14 protein-coding genes are annotated in these 16,415 nt (G+C 71.8%); 8 read left to right on the top strand and 6 right to left on the bottom strand.

Going from position 1 to position 16,415, the window contains the following annotated elements:
- Nucleotides 1-90: 90 nt before the first annotated feature.
- Entirely contained in the window at nucleotides 91-1,317 is a 1,227-nt protein-coding gene (locus LPA41_RS03630) for an MFS transporter (RefSeq protein ID WP_229068273.1), read from the bottom strand.
- A 74-nt stretch (nucleotides 1,318-1,391) separates the two neighbouring features.
- On the opposite strand from LPA41_RS03630, the gene LPA41_RS03625 reads away from it, so the two are divergent.
- The gene (locus tag LPA41_RS03625) at nucleotides 1,392-2,411 is read left to right on the top strand and encodes a LacI family DNA-binding transcriptional regulator (RefSeq protein ID WP_229068271.1); all 1,020 of its coding nucleotides are present in this window, start codon (nucleotides 1,392-1,394) and stop codon (nucleotides 2,409-2,411) included.
- A gap of 549 nt (nucleotides 2,412-2,960) precedes the next feature.
- Here LPA41_RS03625 and LPA41_RS03620 read toward each other — a convergent pair.
- Complete coding sequence (locus LPA41_RS03620) at nucleotides 2,961-3,830, bottom strand: DUF6807 family protein (RefSeq protein WP_229068269.1); 870 nt, start codon at nucleotides 3,828-3,830, stop codon at nucleotides 2,961-2,963.
- 208 nt (nucleotides 3,831-4,038) lie between these two features.
- Between LPA41_RS03620 and LPA41_RS03615 the strand changes: the two genes are divergently transcribed.
- The 4 genes from LPA41_RS03615 to LPA41_RS03600 all read left to right on the top strand — a co-directional run bounded on the left by LPA41_RS03615 (nucleotide 4,039) and on the right by LPA41_RS03600 (nucleotide 9,718).
- Nucleotides 4,039-5,919: an ABC transporter ATP-binding protein gene (locus LPA41_RS03615; protein ID WP_229068267.1), complete on the top strand. Its 1,881-nt coding sequence runs from the start codon at nucleotides 4,039-4,041 to the stop codon at nucleotides 5,917-5,919.
- Nucleotides 5,916-6,680, top strand: coding sequence for an energy-coupling factor transporter transmembrane component T (locus LPA41_RS03610; RefSeq protein WP_229068265.1), 765 nt, complete (start codon nucleotides 5,916-5,918; stop codon nucleotides 6,678-6,680). Before LPA41_RS03615 ends, LPA41_RS03610 begins: the two co-directional genes overlap by 4 nt.
- Nucleotides 6,681-7,259: an ECF transporter S component gene (locus LPA41_RS03605; protein WP_229068264.1), complete on the top strand. Its 579-nt coding sequence runs from the start codon at nucleotides 6,681-6,683 to the stop codon at nucleotides 7,257-7,259. It abuts the gene before it with no gap.
- A 176-nt stretch (nucleotides 7,260-7,435) separates the two neighbouring features.
- Entirely contained in the window at nucleotides 7,436-9,718 is a 2,283-nt protein-coding gene (locus tag LPA41_RS03600) for an ATP-dependent Clp protease ATP-binding subunit (RefSeq protein ID WP_229068262.1), read from the top strand.
- A gap of 33 nt (nucleotides 9,719-9,751) precedes the next feature.
- On the opposite strand, the gene LPA41_RS03595 is transcribed toward LPA41_RS03600, so the two are convergent.
- Nucleotides 9,752-10,414 (bottom strand): PilZ domain-containing protein, encoded by a 663-nt coding sequence (locus tag LPA41_RS03595; protein ID WP_229068260.1) that lies wholly within the window; start codon nucleotides 10,412-10,414, stop codon nucleotides 9,752-9,754.
- Between the two features lie 180 nt (nucleotides 10,415-10,594).
- Between LPA41_RS03595 and LPA41_RS03590 the strand changes: the two genes are divergently transcribed.
- Together LPA41_RS03590 and LPA41_RS03585 are read left to right on the top strand one after the other, a co-directional pair.
- Nucleotides 10,595-10,906, top strand: coding sequence for a hypothetical protein (locus tag LPA41_RS03590; protein ID WP_229068258.1), 312 nt, complete (start codon nucleotides 10,595-10,597; stop codon nucleotides 10,904-10,906).
- Nucleotides 10,903-11,427 (top strand): GAF domain-containing protein, encoded by a 525-nt coding sequence (locus LPA41_RS03585; RefSeq protein WP_229068256.1) that lies wholly within the window; start codon nucleotides 10,903-10,905, stop codon nucleotides 11,425-11,427. Before LPA41_RS03590 ends, LPA41_RS03585 begins: the two co-directional genes overlap by 4 nt.
- 54 nt (nucleotides 11,428-11,481) lie before the next feature.
- Here the strand turns inward: LPA41_RS03585 and LPA41_RS03580 are convergent, their stop codons facing one another.
- Complete coding sequence (locus LPA41_RS03580; protein WP_229068254.1) at nucleotides 11,482-12,426, bottom strand: hypothetical protein; 945 nt, start codon at nucleotides 12,424-12,426, stop codon at nucleotides 11,482-11,484.
- 186 nt (nucleotides 12,427-12,612) lie between these two features.
- Nucleotides 12,613-13,428, bottom strand: coding sequence for a DUF4037 domain-containing protein (locus tag LPA41_RS03575; RefSeq protein WP_229068253.1), 816 nt, complete (start codon nucleotides 13,426-13,428; stop codon nucleotides 12,613-12,615).
- Between LPA41_RS03575 and LPA41_RS03570 the strand changes: the two genes are divergently transcribed.
- Nucleotides 13,396-15,648 (top strand): XRE family transcriptional regulator, encoded by a 2,253-nt coding sequence (locus LPA41_RS03570; RefSeq protein ID WP_229068251.1) that lies wholly within the window; start codon nucleotides 13,396-13,398, stop codon nucleotides 15,646-15,648. The genes LPA41_RS03575 and LPA41_RS03570 overlap by 33 nt on opposite strands.
- Before the next feature lie 42 nt (nucleotides 15,649-15,690).
- On the opposite strand, the gene LPA41_RS03565 is transcribed toward LPA41_RS03570, so the two are convergent.
- Nucleotides 15,691-16,356: an HAD family phosphatase gene (locus tag LPA41_RS03565; protein ID WP_229068249.1), complete on the bottom strand. Its 666-nt coding sequence runs from the start codon at nucleotides 16,354-16,356 to the stop codon at nucleotides 15,691-15,693.
- Between the last annotated feature and the right edge of the window lie 59 nt (nucleotides 16,357-16,415).

The raw sequence follows: 16,415 nt of genomic DNA, 5'->3' as shown, positions 1-16,415 counted from the left end.
GGTGTTCCCTTTCTTGAGTCGTCCCCGCGCGCCCGTGCCGGCCGTTGCCGGTCGACGAGCGCGCGGTGACGCGTACACGCTCAGCAGGGGTCAGACCGTGACCGGTTCGCGGTGCTCAGCCGCCGCCGGGGCCTTCGCCCGGAAGCTGATCACCGCGAGGATCAGGCCGAGCACGGTGAGGCCGACGCCGAGCCAGGCGGAGGAGAGGTAACCCCAGCCGGCGGCGATGGCGGCACCGCCGAGTGCCGCGCCGATGCTGTTGGCGATGTTGAGCGACGACTGGTTGACCGCGGCGCCCATCAGCTGGGCGCCGGGTGCGGCCTCGATGAGCAGCGCCTGCAGGGCCGGGACGATGAAGAGGCTGGCCGCGCCGGTGAGGAACGCCCCCAGGAAGAGGCCGGCCGGGTGCGCCGCGGTCAGCGCGAAGACGACGACCGAGACCAGCATGCCGGCGAAGCCGATGAACACGGTGCGGCGCAGGTTCCAGTCGGCGGCGTGACCGCCGATCGCGATGCCGGCGGTCATGCCGAGGCCCATCACGGCCATCACCCACGGGACGGTGCCGGCGGAGAGTTCGGTGATCTGGGTGGTGACCGGGGCGACGTAGCTGTTCACCGCGAAGAACCCGCTGGTCCCCACGGCCACGGTGGCGGCGGTCAGCCACACCTGCGGCGAGCGGAAGGCGCGGAGTTCGGCGCGGGGAGAGCCGCCGGGTGCGGCAGGCGGCGAGGGTACGGTCACGAGCACCGCGACAAGCGTGACAGCGAAGACCGCGGCCACCGCGAGGTAGGCCGCCCGCCAGCCGTGCGCCTGCCCGAGCGCCGTGATCAGCGGGACGCCCAGCAGGTTGGCCGCGGTCAGGCCGCCGATCACCATGGCGACGCCCTTGCCCTGGTTGCCGGGGCCGAGGATGCTCGCGGCCAGGATGCCGGCGGCACCGAAGTAGGCGCCGTGGGCCAGGGCGGCGACGAACCGGCCGGCCAGCACGAGCTCGAACGTGGGCGCCAGCGCGGACGCGGCGGTGCCGGCGACCATCAGGGCGAGCAGCCCGGCGACCAGCCGGCGGCGCGGGACGCGGGCGGTCAGGGCCGCGATGGTCGGTGCGCCGGCGACCACGCCGAGCGCGTAGATCGTGATCATCCAGCCGGCGGTGGCCACGGCGTCCGGCGCGGATCGGGCGTACTGGGTCGGCAACAGGTCCTGGGCGAGCTCGGGGAGCAGGCCCATGGCGACGAACTCGGTAAGGCCAAGCCCGAAACCGCCCAGGGAGAGGGCGAGCAGGGCCGCCCAGCGGCGGCCGGTGTTCAGTGTGTCCACGGAACCCGACTCTAGAACGTTCTAGTCGGCGTGTGTATAGAACGTTCCAGTCGTCACAACGTACGATCGCGGTCATGCAGTCAGGGGAGCGGCGCACTACGCTCGCCGACGTCGCCGCCGAGGCCGGTGTGTCCGTCGCCCTCGCGTCGATCGTGATGCGCGGCGCGGCCGGTGCCGGAGCGGCCACCCGGCAACGCGTCCTCGACGTCGCGCAACGACTCGGATACCAGCCGGACAGCCGCGCCCGCCTCCTGCGCAGCGGGCGCACCCGGCTCCTCGGCGTCGTCTTCGACGTCCGCCACCCCTTCCACAGCGACTTGCTCACCGGCTTCTACGACGCGGCCGGATCAGCGGGGTACGAGGTGACGCTCAGCGCCGTCACCCCGAGGCGCGACGAACGCACCGCCATCGCCGGGCTGCTCCAGGACCGGTGCGAGGCCCTCGTCCTGTTCAGTCCCCGCTCCCGCACCGCCGACCTGGCCACCCTGTCCGCACGGATGCCCGTCGTCGCGATGATGCGCACCATCCGCCACCGCGACGTCGACGTGGTCCGCACCGACGACGCGCGCGGCTCCGAACTCGCCGTGGACCACCTCGTCGGCCTCGGCCACCGACGCATCGCCCACGTCGACGGCGGAACGCTGCCCGGTGCCGCCGAACGCCGACACGGCTACCAGGCCGCGATGCGCCGACACGGGCTGACCGATTTCGTTCACGTCGTGCCGGGCGGTTCCGGCGAGGAGGACGGCGCTCGGGCGGCGGCCGCCCTCCGATCCGGCGCCGGGTTCGGGGGTGCTGCGCCGACGGCGGTCACCGTCTTCAACGACTTGAGCGCCGCCGGCCTGCTGGACGTGCTCCGCCGCAACGGATTCGACGTGCCCGGCGACATCAGCGTGGTGGGCTACGACGACAGCAGCTTCAGCCGGCTCTCGCACATCGATCTGACGACCGTGGCGCAGGACGTGGAGGTGCTGGCAGGGGAGGCCGTGCGGCGGGCCGTACAGCGCATCGAAAGAACCCCGGTGGAGCATCGCGAAGTAGTCATCGAGCCACGTCTCGTCGTGCGCGGGACAAGCGGCCACCACGTTTCATGACGCGGGGGGACGTGCGCGCCCGGGGTGTCCTTGCGGTTCGCCCAAGCGGTGCGCTTTCCGCCTATTTGTGCCGGTGAGAGCGTTGGGGTCGCGGAGCGTGCGGGGTGCGGGGTGTGGCGTGCGGCGACGTGCGAGATTGGCGTCTATGCGATCGGCTGGGTGTGGGGTGGATGTCCGCGCGATCGGCTGGGTGTGGGGTGGGCGTCCGCGCGATCAGCTGCGTGATGAGGGCCGGCGTGGCGTTCCCGTCTTCGGCGGCCTTGCGATCAGCGACCTTGAGCAGCCGCGATCCGCTGCGTCGGGTCCGCGTGGCCTTGTTGATCTGCTAGCGATGCGAAATCGCGGTTTCAAGCCCATGATCACAGCGATTTCGTAGCGCTAGCAGATCAACGTCTCGACCTGCGCGGCCCGTCCGGCGCCACCAAGGCTGGGGAGGGCACAGGGGAGGCGCGGAGGGGATGGACTGGCGGCGCGCGGTCGGCCCGGCCCGGGTGTGGGCGCACGGCGAACCCAGCTGCGGGATGGGGGCCACGGGAGGGCCGGGCTCGGTTATGCGTCGTTCAGGGTGCTCTGTCCGAGCGCGATCAGTGCGCCGTACTCCTCTGCACCCACGCTGATCACGGCGGAGTGGCGGAAAGCGATCACCCGCCCGTCGAGCAGGGTCAGCGGCGAATGCGCCGGGTTGGCATCGTCGCCGACGAGTACGACGCGCGGTGGGCCGGTCCGCGACGGCAACGGGCGTGACGGCGATGGGCGCGACGGCGATGGGTGCGACGGCGATGGGCGCGACGGCAACGGGCGCGACGGCAACGGGCCCGGCGCCAGTGAGCGCGGCGCCAGTGGCCGCAACGGCTTCGAGCGCGGCGCCGACGAGTGCGGCACCAGCGAGTACGGCAGCGGTAAGGGTGACGCCTGCGAGTACGGCAGCGGTAAGGGTGACGCCTGCGAGTGCGGCGGCGGTAAGGGTGACGCCTGCGAGTGCGGCGTGGGAGGCGGTGCCGCCGGTGAGTCGCCGGCGCCGGTGCAGAAGAGCGCACCCCGCCACCGCAGCCCCCCGCTCCCGGTGCTGGATGTCAGCGAGCCGCCGGAGATGTTGGTGAGGGTGTTCTCGAAGAGCAGCACCCAGCTGTCGTCACCGGCCAGCGCGGTGGTCAGGGCCCGCCATTCGTCGAGTACCGGTGTGCCGTCGTGACCGGTCCAGATCAGACGGTGGGCAATTCTTGCGGCGCCGCCGGTGGTGGTCAGTTCGGTCAGGGACTCGTCGGCGTGCGGGTGCAGCAGGGGGTGTTCGTCGGAGGTGGGCGGCGTCCAGGTGGGTGCCGGGACGGGTTGGCCGGTGCAGGCGTGGACAGAGTGCAGCGCGGATCCCGGCCAGTAACTGTAGGTGAGGAGCGTTACGTCACCACTGCGGACGGTCACGGATCGTCCGGGGACGTGGTCGATGTGCGGATCTGTCCGTGTGGCGGTGGTCGATCGCATACCCGTCCCCTCGGAATCGAACACATCCCGACGCGATTCAACGCTGATCGGTCAGACCCGTCAACCCGGGCCGCACAGGAACGCACATGGGAGAGCCGCAGATGGTCCATGCATGAACCTCGAATAAGGCATGCCTATCCTTATGCGCATGCGCGCGCTGCTCCACCTCGACGGGGTATCCGTCCGTCATGAGATCCATGACGACTTGGGTGACGCCGCGTGGGGCCCGCCCCGCCCCCGCAACGTCACGGCGAGCCTGACCGCCGGTGAGGTGGTGCTGCTGCTCGGCCCGTCCGGTTGTGGCAAGTCGACACTCACGCTTACCGTGAACGGGCTGATCCCCCAGGTCATCGGCTCGCATCTGGACGGTACGGTGACGGTCGGCGCCCACGACACGTGCGCCCACGACACGGACGCCCTCGACACGCGCGGCCTCGACACCCGGGACACCCCGGTGCCGCGGCTGGCTGCCGAGGTCGCGATGGTCTTCCAGGACCCGGACGCGCAGATCGTCACCGCCACCGTGCTGGACGAGGTCTGTTTTGGACCGGAGAACCTGCTCCTGCCGGCGGCGGAGGTCTTGGAACGGGCCGAGGAGGCGCTGCGCCGCGTCGGGCTCTGGGAACGCCGCCACGACGACCCGGCCGTCCTCTCCGGCGGCGGCCGGCAGCGGCTGGCGATCGCGTGTGCGCTCGCGCTGCGTACCCCCTTGCTCGTCCTGGATGAGCCCACCGCCAACCTGGACCCGGCGGGTGTGGAGGAGGTCTTCCGGACGCTGCGTGAGGTCACCGCGGGCCGGGACCGTGCCGTGCTGCTCGTCGAGCACAACCTGGACGCGGCGATCGACCTGGTGGACCGGGTGATCGTGCTCGATGCCGCCGGCCGGGTGGTGCTCGACGGCCCGGCCCGCCGGACTTTGGCCGAGCATGCCGGGAAGCTTGTCGAGTTGGGGGTGTGGCTTCCGGCGGCGGCTTCCGCGGCGCTGCGCCTGCGGGCCGCCGGGATCACCCTTGACCCGCTGCCGCTCACCCCGGCCGAGCTGGCGACGGCCCTGGACGCGATCACCGAACTGCCCGCGCTCCGGCAACGCGAGGCGACGCCTGCATCCCAGCAGCGCGAGGCGACGCCCGCATCCCAGCAGCGCGAGGCGACGCCTGCACCCCAGCGGCGCGGAGCGGGGCCTGCGCCCCGGCGGCGGGGAGCGAGGTCCGCGCCGGAGAGGACAGCCATCGGTGTACGGGGCCTCAGCGTCACCCGAGGCTCGGCGCGAGTGCTGGCGGACGTGGATCTGGACATCGGCGCCGGTGAGTTCGTGGCGGTCGTCGGGCCCAACGGCGCCGGCAAGACCACCCTGGCGCAGGCGCTGGCCGGCGTCATCACGACCCGGCGTGGCGCGGTCACGGTGGACGGGCTGGACCCGGTCACCGCGGATCCGCGAATGCTCGCCGAACGGGTCGGTTTCGTCTTCCAGAACCCGGAGCACCAGTTCATCACGAGCCGGGTCGAGGACGAGCTGGGGTACGGGCTGCGCGTCCGCAAGCTACCGGACGACCGGGTAGCGGCCCGGGTCGGTGATCTGCTGGACCGGCTGGGGCTGCGCGAACTCCGTACCGTGCATCCGTTCCTGCTCTCTGGCGGGCAGAAACGGCGGCTCTCCGTGGGTGCCGCCCTCGTCACCCGCCCGCATGTGCTGGTCCTGGACGAACCGACGTTCGGCCAGGACGCCGAACGCGCCGCCGAACTGCTCGCCCTGCTCGACGGCCTGCACTCGGACGGCACCACGGTCGTGGTGGTCAGTCACGACATGACCCTGGTCGCCGAGCACGCCACCCGGGTCGTCGTGCTCGGTGCCGGCCGGGTGATCGGCGACGGCACCCCCGACGAGATCTACGCCGACGCGGACCTGCTGGCCGCCGCCGACCTGCGCCCGCCGCCGCTTGCCCGGGCGGCCCGTGCCCTGGTCAACCACCCGGGCTGGCACGGGTTGACCCGCCTCGCCGACCTGCCCGCCCTGGCGCCGGCACCGTGAGCGTCCTGTCGTTGCGCACCTACAACCCGGTGGTGAAGGTGCTCGCCCCGGTTCCCGCCATGATCGTCTCGATCGGTTCCCGGGACCTGTGGACGCCGGCCCTGTTCGGCGCCGTCGCGCTCGTCATGCTCCTCGTGTCCGGCGGGCTGCGTGGCCGTACCCTGCTCGCGGTCCTTTTCGGCCCGGTCCTGCTGGTGGCGGTGATGACCGTGTCGTTCGGCGTGTGGACCGACCCGGCGCGCGTCGACCACACCATCGCGCTGGCCACGCTGGGCCCGTTCACCCTCTGGTCCGGCGCCCTGGAGATCGGCCTCGCCACCGGGCTGCGGGTCGCCTCGGTCGTGCTGCTCGCCCTGCTCGCCGGTCTCACCACGGACGGCCCCGACCTGGTCCGCTCGATGATCAGTCACCTGCGGATGCCGTACCGGATCGGCTACGCCGGCTTCGCCGCGATCCGCTTCGTGCCCCGGTTCCGGTCCGATCTGGAGATCATCCGGCTGGCACATCGGGTACGGGGTGTCGACGGCGGCCGCGGGCCCCTCGCCACGGGCCGGCGGTACTCGGGCTACGCCGTACCCCTGCTGGCCGGGGCGATCCGGCACGGTGACCGGGTCTCGCTGGCCATGGAGGCACGGGGTTTCGGCGCGCACCGCACCCGGACCGAACGCCGCCACGTCCCGCTGCGCGCCCGCGACGCGGTGCTCGCCACCTGGCTGCTCGCCCTCTGCTACCTCGTCCCTCACCTGTCTGGAGCTCTGTAGATGAAGAGACTCACCACCCGCTTCCTGATGGCGTGCGCGGCGATCGGCGCGGCCACCGGCGTGCTCCTGCTGCCCGCGAACTTCGCCTCCTTCGCGATTTCCGCCGCGGTGCCGCTCGCGTACGCCGCGATGGTCGGCGTCTGGCTGATCGGCCCGGTCGTCGCGCTCGCCGTGCTGCGCCGGCCCGGTGCCGCCCTGCTCACCATGCTGATCGCCGGCATCATCAACATCCCGACGCCGGCCGGCCCGTCCGCGATCGTCACGAACCTCATGGTCGGCGTGGCGATGGAACTCGGTTTCCTGGTCACCCGCTACCGGATCTGGCGGCCGTGGCTGTTCTACGTGACGGCGCTGGTGTTCGAGGTGGTCTACGCGGCCTCGGCGTACGCCTATTTCAACATCGATGACATGGCAGCCGCCGGCAAGACGTTCTTCTTCGCCCTGATGGCGGTCAGCGCGGTCGGCTTCACCTGGCTCGGCCTGCTGATCGCCGGCCGGGTGACGGCGACCGGTGTGGCGCGGGGCATCGCACCGGGTACCCGGCCGGTCGCGCCGCCGCCCGCACCCGTCGAGAGCTGACTCTGGCGGGACAGCCCTGATCGGACGGTCGGGATACGATGGGTACGGGTGGCGCGCCCGCCCGAGCCCGGTCAGCAGCACGCCCGTCCACGAGGTCGGTGGCGTCGCGAGACGGCCAAGAGTCACCGACTCAGCGCGTTCCTTGAGTCACCGTGCTTGTGAGGGACGTGATGAGGATGTTCGAGAGGTTCACCGACCGGGCACGACGGGTGGTCGTCCTGGCGCAGGAAGAAGCCAGGCTGCTCAACCACAACTACATCGGCACCGAGCACCTGCTGCTGGGCCTGGTCCGCGAGGGCGAGGGCATCGCCGCACGCGCCATGGACAGCCTGGGGATCACGCTGGAGCGGGTCCGCCAGCACGTCGAGGAGATCATCGGCCAGGGGCAGCAGGCGCCGAGCGGGCACATCCCGTTCACGCCGCGCGCCAAGAAGGTGCTCGAGGTTTCGCTGCGTGAGGCGTTGCAACTCGGGCACAACTACATCGGCACCGAGCACATCCTGCTGGGCCTGCTCCGCGAGGGCGAGGGCGTCGCCGTGCAGGTGCTGCGCCGGCTCCAGCCCGACACCAATCTGATCCGCCAGCGCGTGATCCAGCTGCTCTCCGGCCACCCCTCGACCGGCTCGGCACCGGTGGCCGCGCCGGCGTCGGCGTCGTCGCCGCTGCTCGACCAGTTCGGCCGCAACCTGACGCAGGCCGCCCGCGAGGGCAAGCTCGACCCGGTCATCGGCCGGGAGAAAGAGATCGAGCGGGTCATGCAGGTGCTGTCGCGCCGCACCAAGAACAACCCGGTGCTGATCGGCGAGCCCGGTGTCGGCAAGACCGCCGTCGTCGAGGGCCTGTCGCAGTCCATCGTCAAGGGTGACGTGCCCGAGACGCTGAAGGACAAGCAGCTCTACACGCTGGACCTGGGTGCCCTGGTGGCCGGCTCGCGGTACCGCGGTGACTTCGAGGAGCGCCTGAAGAAGGTGCTCAAGGAGATCCGCACGCGCGGCGACATCATCCTGTTCATCGACGAGATCCACACCCTGGTCGGCGCGGGTGCCGCCGAGGGTGCCATCGACGCCGCCTCGATCCTCAAGCCGATGCTGGCCCGCGGCGAGTTGCAGACGGTCGGCGCGACGACCAGCGACGAGTACCGGAAGAACGTCGAGAAGGACAAGGCCCTGGAACGCCGCTTCCAGCCCATCGTGGTCGGCGAGCCGTCGCTGGCGCACACCATCGAGATTCTCAAAGGGCTGCGCGAGCGGTACGAGACGCATCACGGCATCACCATCACCGACAGCGCGCTGGTGGCCGCGGCGACGCTTGCCGACCGGTACATCTCGGACCGGTTCCTGCCGGACAAGGCGATCGACCTGATCGACGAGGCCGGCGCCCGGATGCGCATCCAGCGGATGACGAGCACCGAGTCCGGCACCGACGTCGGCGAGGAACAGATCGCCGAGGTCCTGGGCAACTGGACAGGCATCCCGGTGCACAAGCTCACCGAGGAGGAGACGACCCGGCTGCTGCGCATGGAGGACGAGCTGCACAAGCGGGTCATCGGCCAGGACGACCCGGTGCAGGCGGTGTCCCGGGCGATCCGGCGCACCCGGGCCGGCCTCAAGGACCCGAAGCGGCCGTCCGGCTCGTTCATCTTCGCCGGCCCGTCCGGCGTCGGCAAGACCGAGCTGTCCCGGGCCCTCGCCGAGTTCCTGTTCGGCTCCGAGGACGCGCTGATCCAGCTCGACATGTCCGAGTTCCACGACCGGTACACGGTGTCCCGCCTCGTCGGTGCCCCGCCCGGCTACGTCGGCTATGACGAGGGCGGTCAGCTGACCGAGAAGGTGCGGCGCAAGCCGTTCTCGGTGGTGCTGTTCGACGAGATCGAGAAAGCTCACCCGGACGTCTTCAACACGCTGCTGCAGATCCTGGAGGACGGTCGTCTGACCGACGGCCAGGGCCGCATCGTCGACTTCAAGAACACGGTCATCATCCTGACCACCAACCTGGGCACCCGTGACGCGACGAAAGCGGTCACGATCGGTTTCCAGACGTCCGAGGGCTCCGCCGGCACCTACGAGCGGATGAAGATCAAGGTCAACGACGAGCTGAAGCAGCACTTCCGCCCCGAGTTCCTGAACCGCATCGACGACACCATCGTCTTCCACCAGCTCCGCGAGGACGAGTTGCTCCAGATCGTCGACATCTTCACCGCCCGCATCGCCGCCCAGCTGAAGAACAAGGACATGGACCTCACCCTCACCGCCGGCGCCCGCAAACACCTGGCGTCCCAGGGCTTCGACGCGGTCCTGGGCGCCCGCCCCCTGCGCCGCACCATTCAGCGCGAGCTGGAGGACACCCTGTCCGAGCGGATCCTCTTCAACGAGCTGCGCCCGGGCCAGCACATCCTCGTCGACTGCGAGGACGACCACCTGACCTTCCAGAGCACCGACCGCCAGGTGGCCGCCGCCTGACGGGTCCACACCATCGAGACGGTGCGTGACCTCTTACGTGCCGGGCCGGCCCTCTCGGCGCCGCTCACCGATTTCCCAGGCCAGGACATACTGCCTGATCATCCGGGCCACATCCTCCGGGGTGTCGAAGGTGAGGATCAGGTGCTGCCCGGGGTCGCCGTGCGGAGCCGTACGCACCGTGTGCACCACACTGTCCAACCGCGCCTCCCCGGTGCCCAGCCACACCGTGGCCCGTACTTGATCGCCGGGGTTCACCGGCAGCGGCTCATCGATCCAGCAGCGCAGACCGCTCTCACTGATGTCCATGAGCACCCCCTCGGCTGTCTGCCCGGCCGAGGGGGTGTCCAGCCGGACCAGTGCACCGGCCCCGCCCCGCACGAACTGCCTGCGATTGTCGTGCCGGGCAGGCGCTACGGGGACGACGGTCCATCGGTACGGCGCCCCGTCCGACACCGCGATCAACCGGCAGGGCACTACGACCCGGGTACGAGGCGGAGCCCAGAAGATCTCGAACTCGTGGCCCGGCTCCAGTCCGGCCGGGCCGGTGGTCTCCAACGGGGCGGTTATGGTCAGGACATCCCCGTCGACCGCTTCCAGCCGTGAGCGGAAGTTGACGCCTTCACCCAGTACGAGGAAGACGGGCGTGCCGGGCTCCGGAAGCTCGACCCCCGTCAACTCGGAGAGACCTTCGCCCATCACATACCTCCCGTGGCTGTTCGCATGCCGGTCGGACGCCCGGCAAGACGACTGCGCATCGCCCGGTGCGGGCGGATCAACGGCGGTGGTCTCGCCATCTAAGTGCGATTTTGGCTCAGGTGGAACGGCTGCGGGGTCGAACTGACAGGTGAGGCATGTAGAGGCCGACGAGAGGAACCGATGGCTGAGCGGAACCTGGATTCGGAGCCCTCCGCGCCGGCGGCGTCCTACGAGTTGCAGGAACCGACGCTGGCGACGGCCCGGACCGCGCTGGAAGGCTTCTTCGGGGCACACACCGACGACCTCTGGCTCACGTTGCTGTTCGACGCCGGTCTGACCGGCGAGGAGACCGGCACCAAGGCCTTGCACCGGCTGATCGCGGTCATGCAGGTCGGCCATCCGATCGCGCGCCTGTGTGCCCGTAGCCTCGCGGTCCGGGTGGCGGTCTACGACCGTCTCGTCGCCACGGGAAGAAAGGGAGACGACGCGTGAGCCACGGTGGTCAAGAACCCGCTGCGGTCCCTGACCGTTACGAGATCCTGGCGGCCATCGACCTGGACGATCCCGAGTTGCGCCGTCACCTGGACCGTGTCGCCGCACGCACCGCCGAACGCCTGGGGCAGCCCATCGCCCTGGTCAGCATGGTGCTCGACACGGCGCAGGTCTTCCCCGGCTCGTACGGACTGACCGGATGGCTCGCCGAGATGGCCGGCACCCCCATCGAGTGGTCCTTCTGCGTCAACGCCGTCAGGACTGGCGCTGCCTATGTCGTGCCGGACGCCACCGCCGACGCCGAGCAGGCGGACAACCCGCTGGTGACCGTGGACGGTGTGCGCAGTTACGCCGGTGTTCCGATCGTCATCGACGGCGCCGTCCTCGGAGCGCACTGCGTACTCGGCCGCGACTCGCACGACTTCACCGACGCCGACCTGGCCGAGTTGCGCCGCAGCGCCGAAGAGATCAGTGAACTGCTCCAATCGTATCGATTGTCTCGAGGGCACGCCGAAGGCTGATCCGCGCGGGCCGGACAGGAGGAAGATCTCGGCGATTTCAGCGGGATGGCGGCGTCAGTGGGATGGCGACTCCTGACCGGCCAGGACTATCAGCTCGCCGGCGGCCATGCCCAGGGTGCCGCTGCGTCCGTCGAGCTGGACCCGATAGGCGACCGGTGGGCCCGCCGCACCCCAGACCGCGCCGGTGATCGTGCCGGTCCGGCTCTGGTGCGGGCCGGCCAGCAGCCGGACCCGGGTGCCCGGCGCGTGACCGTCATCAGCGACCATCAGGACGGCGTCGAGGATCTGCCGCACCCCTTCGGCGGGCAGGCGGATCCGCTGTTCCGGCGCGGCGGCGGCCGATGCGAGCACCCGTGCCAGCCAGTCCGAGAGCTGCCCGGTGCCATCCGGGCTTGGGGCCGGCGGGGGCGAGGGGGCTGCCAGACAGGACAGCTCGGACGCGACCCGTCGCAGGTGGGGGAACAGGTCCGCGGGGCTGCCCTCCACCAGGGACCGGGCTTCCCGGTCGAGCAGGGCGCACTCCATGTCGAGGGCGGTCTCCTCGCCCATCTCGGCGATCCAGGCCAGGTCGCCCGGCTCGGGCACCAGGCCGGGGGACTCGACGGCCACCGCGAGGTAGAGCACGGTGAGCAGCTCGGCGCGGCCGTCGCCGTCGTAGAGCCGGCCGACGCCGCTGCCGGGCCGGCCGTGGCAGGGCGGGAAGCGCTCCACCAGGTGCTGGGCGCGGCCCTCCGGGAGCACCGCGGCGCGCCGGCTGTCGGCCAGCCGCTCGGCGAACGTGCGGTGGCGGCGTCGCTCGCTGACGTCGCGCAGGGCTTCGCCGGGGTAGAGGGTGCGGCCGTGGGACGCGATCGACTCGCCTGGTTGCAGGCCCAGCTCGGCGATGACGCGGGCGGCCACCGAGTAGGGGACGCCGGTGCGGGCGGCCTGCTCCCGGATGGCCCGTTTGCGCGCGCGGCCGGGCCGTGGGTTGCGTCGACGGGGATGAGTGTCGTTCATGGTCGCCTCCGAAGCAGGCCCACGCCCTGCAAGAGACGGCGGTGAGCCACCACGCTGAGTCGAAGACCCCTGGCCCGGGAGGAGGGCCAGGCGTGGGCGGCCGTCCGGAGGCTCAGGCGGGCGCACCGCCTGCGGTCGACTATATCGCCCGGACACCGCCGAATGCCCGCCCGGACATGAGCCGATTCACGCGGGATCGGCGGGGGCGACGGCGTGACCGATCCGGCCCGTCAACGACCGGTTCGTCAGCACCGCCGTGCTGTCGACGAACTGATCGATCGCCCCGGTCAGCGGCAGGCCGCGTACCGCCGGATCGGTGATCCCCTCGACCAGCGCCGCCGCGAACCGTCCCGCCATCAGCACCCGGTACGGCCGGTTGTGATAGGCGCGCACCCGCGGGTCGACGGGCGGTGTCAGGCCGAGGTCGTTGTGCCGGCGCGCGACCATCTCGTACGCCCTGACCAGGTGATCCGGGGAAGCGGACAGGGCGCCGCGCAGGACCGGCCCCAGGTCGCCGGCTTCGGGCAGGCGGGCGAACGCGGTGCCCAGCCACTTGGCGTACGGCGGATAGCGCCGCCCCATCAGCAGACACAACCGCATCAGGTCGCGGACCAGCCGGGCCGCCACCACGGCCGCGCCGAGGTCGTCGCCGGTCTCGGCGCAGCGGCCGACGAACGATTCCTCCTCGCCGATCCGGGCCCACTTGCAGGCGAGCACGTACCGCCACAGATCGTCGGGGTACCAGGCCAGTGCGGTCCGGACCGGGTGCAGCAGGCCGAGGCCGTCGTGGTGGACGGCACCTCGGAACCGGCGCCGAGCAGGGCAGCCGAGTGCCGTACGCCGGGGAAGTGCTCTGCCAGCAGGGGCCGGACGGCGTCCGTGTAGAGCCGCCGGGACAACTCCGCACCGGGAACGAAGTGAGCCATCCGGGCATGATCCACGATCCTGACTGTGTTCTGCTGTGGGGAAATGGGGGGCACGGTGTCGGGGTTCGGTACTCACCTGCGGGGTCTGCGGCAGGCCGCCGGGCTGACGATGGAGCAGCTGGCCGAGTCGTCGGGGATCAGCGCCCGCGCGATAAGTGACATGGAGCGCGGGCACAGCCGGGCACCGCAGGCGCGCACGCTGGCGGCGCTGGCGACCGGGCTGCAGCTCGGCGACGAGCAGGTCGCCGCGCTGCGGGAGGCGGCGTACGGGCAGCGGACGAGCAGCGCCGGCCGGCCACGGATCTGTGAGCTTCCCCGGCCGGTGGGTGACTTCGTCGGGCGTACACCTGAATTGATGCTGGTGAAACAGCTGGCCGGCGGCGAGCCGGACCGGCCCGCGCCGGTCGTTGTCGTGCACGGGCAGGCCGGGCTGGGCAAGACCACGCTTGCCGTCCGGATCGCCGAGGAACTGGCCGGCAGTTTCCCGGGTGGCCGCTTCTACCTGGATCTGCGGGGCACCGACCCGGAACCGCTGGAGGTGGGTGAGGCGCTGCTGCGGCTGCTGCGCGCGCTGGACGTGAGCCCGCGCCGGATCGCCGAGACCGACGAGGAACGGTCCAGCCAGTTGCGCGCGGTGCTGCGGGACCGGCGTTGCCTGCTGGTGCTCGACAACGCGGGCAGTGAGGCGCAGGTGCGGCCGCTGCTGCCGGCGTCGGGCGCCGGGATGACGGTGGTCACCAGCCGGCGCGTGCTGGGCGGGCTGGAGGGGGTGCTGCGGATCGCGCTGGAGCCGCTGGCGCCGGCCGAGTCGGCCACGCTGCTGCGGGCCATCGCCGAGCAGGCCGCGGTGCCGGACGCCGGGCAGGCCGTGGACGACGTGGCCCGGCTCTGCGGGCACCTGCCGCTGGCGTTGCGGATCGCCGGCACCCGGCTCGCCACCCGTCCGGCGTGGACGGCCGAGCACCTGCGGAACCGGCTCGCCGACGCGGACCGGCGGCTTGCCGTGCTGGCGACCGGCGACCTGGGGGTGGGCGCGGCGTTCGCGTTGTCGCACGCCCAGTTGTCGGTCGGCGCGCGCGAACTGTTCCGCCGGCTCGCGCACGTGCCGGGTGTCGACTTCGGTGCCCCGGTCGCGGCGGTGCTCACCGGTACCGGCCTGGCCGAGGTCACCGACGGGCTGGAGGAGCTGGTCGAGCTGGGGCTGCTGCAGCTGGAGGGCTTCGACCGGTACCGGTTCCACGACCTGATCCGGCTCTTCGCCGAGCAGCGGCTGCGTTCCGAGGAGGCGGCCGGGACCCGGGCCACCACCGAGCGCCGGATGACGCGCTGGCTGCTGGAGACGGCGATCGTGGCGGGCCGCTGGTTCGAACCGGCCTACGGCAGCCTGCCGGCGGACTGGGCCGGCCTGGTCCCGCTGGCCACCCTGGACGAGGCCGGCGACTGGCTGCTGGAGGAGACCGGCAACTGGATGGGGGCGCTGCGGGCGGCCGCGGCGGACGGCCAGGACCAGCTGGTCGTGGACCTGGCCGAGGCGCTGCACTGGTATTCCGACCGAACCGCGCGGCACGCGCACTGGTACGACGTCTACCGCCTGTCCCGGGAGGCGGCCGCCCGGCTGCCGGACCGGCACCAGGAGGTCACCCACATCAACTATCTGGCCTGGGCCGCCACGCACTGCGCGCGCCGGCCGGACGAGGGCGCCGACATCGCGATGGAGGGCTACCGGCTGGCGGTGGAACTCGGCGACGTCAAGGAGCAGGCGTGGGCGTTGCGGTACGCCGGTGACTCGTGGCGCAACGGCGGGGAGGCGGGGCGGGCGCTCGACGCCTACCTGCGGGCTACCACACTGGCCGACGCGGCGGGCGATCATGACGGGTACGTGCAGACCCGCTCCGCCATCGCGATGATCCTGAACATTCTCGGCCGCCCGGACGAGGCGATGGCCGAGTGCGAGGCGGCGCTGCGCGAGATCGACGCCCGGCCGGTCGCGCCGCGGCCGGCCCTGAGCGCCCGCACCTCGGCACGGTCCGCCCTGGCGCGGGCGCTGGCGGACGCCGGCCGCTGGCCGGAGGCGCTGCGGGTGGCCGAGCAGGCGATGCCGATGGCGGCCGAGTTCGGGTACGCCGGCTTCCTCGGCCAGCTGCACCTCACGATGGGCCGGGCGCGGGCCGCGCTGGGTCTGGCCGAACGGGCCCGCCCGGACCTGGCGCGGGCGGTGGAGCTGCTGGAGGCGGGTTCGTTCCGCGGCGACGAGGAGCTGGCCCAGGCGGCGCTGCGCGCCCTCGACGCCGGCTGATCAGGGGCAGGTCAGCCCGCCTTCAGCAGCGTCAAGGGCAGGTCAGTCCGCCTTCAGCAGCGCGGGCAGCGAGGCCATCGTGCTGAAGATGTGCGTGGCACCGGCGTCGAGCAGCACCTGCGGCTCGTGGTGGGCGAGGCTGTCGGGCGGGCAGTACCCGTAGACGACCGCACCCGCGGCGACCCCGGCACGCACCCCGGCCGGGGTGTCCTCGATGACCGCGGCGCGGGCCGGGTCGACGCCGAGGGCGGCCGCGGCGGCGAGGTAGACGTCCGGGGCGGGCTTGCTGCGCGGCATCTCCATGCCGCTGAAGATCTTGCCGGCGAAGACGCCGTCCAGGCCGACCTTGGTGAGCTGCAGCTCGATCTTGGGGCGGTCCGCGCCACTCGCGCACGCCACCCGCCCGTCGAAGATCCGGTCGATCTCGTGGACGGCGGCGACCGCACCGGGGATCGGTTCCAGGCTGAGCTCGAGGGCCTCGTTGCGGCGGCGGCGGAACTCGCCGATCCATGCGTCGGTGACCGCGAACCCGGTGTGCGCCTCGATCACCCCGACCTCGTCGGCGAGCGCGCGGCCGACGAAGAGCTGGAAGCACTCGGCCGCGCTCACCATCCACCCGAGTTCGTGCAGCATCGCGCGGAGCACACCATTGGTGATCCGCTCCGAGTCGACGAGCACCCCGTCACAGTCGAAGAGCACGGCATCCATGCCGCCGACCCTAATCGTCCTGGCGGCGGCGGTCCTCGCTGCCACCCGCGGCTGCGACG

It is taken from the genome of Actinoplanes sp. DH11 (assembly GCF_020873875.1).
Taxonomy (GTDB): domain Bacteria; phylum Actinomycetota; class Actinomycetes; order Mycobacteriales; family Micromonosporaceae; genus Actinoplanes.
This window is presented reverse-complemented; position numbering and strand designations above follow the sequence as displayed.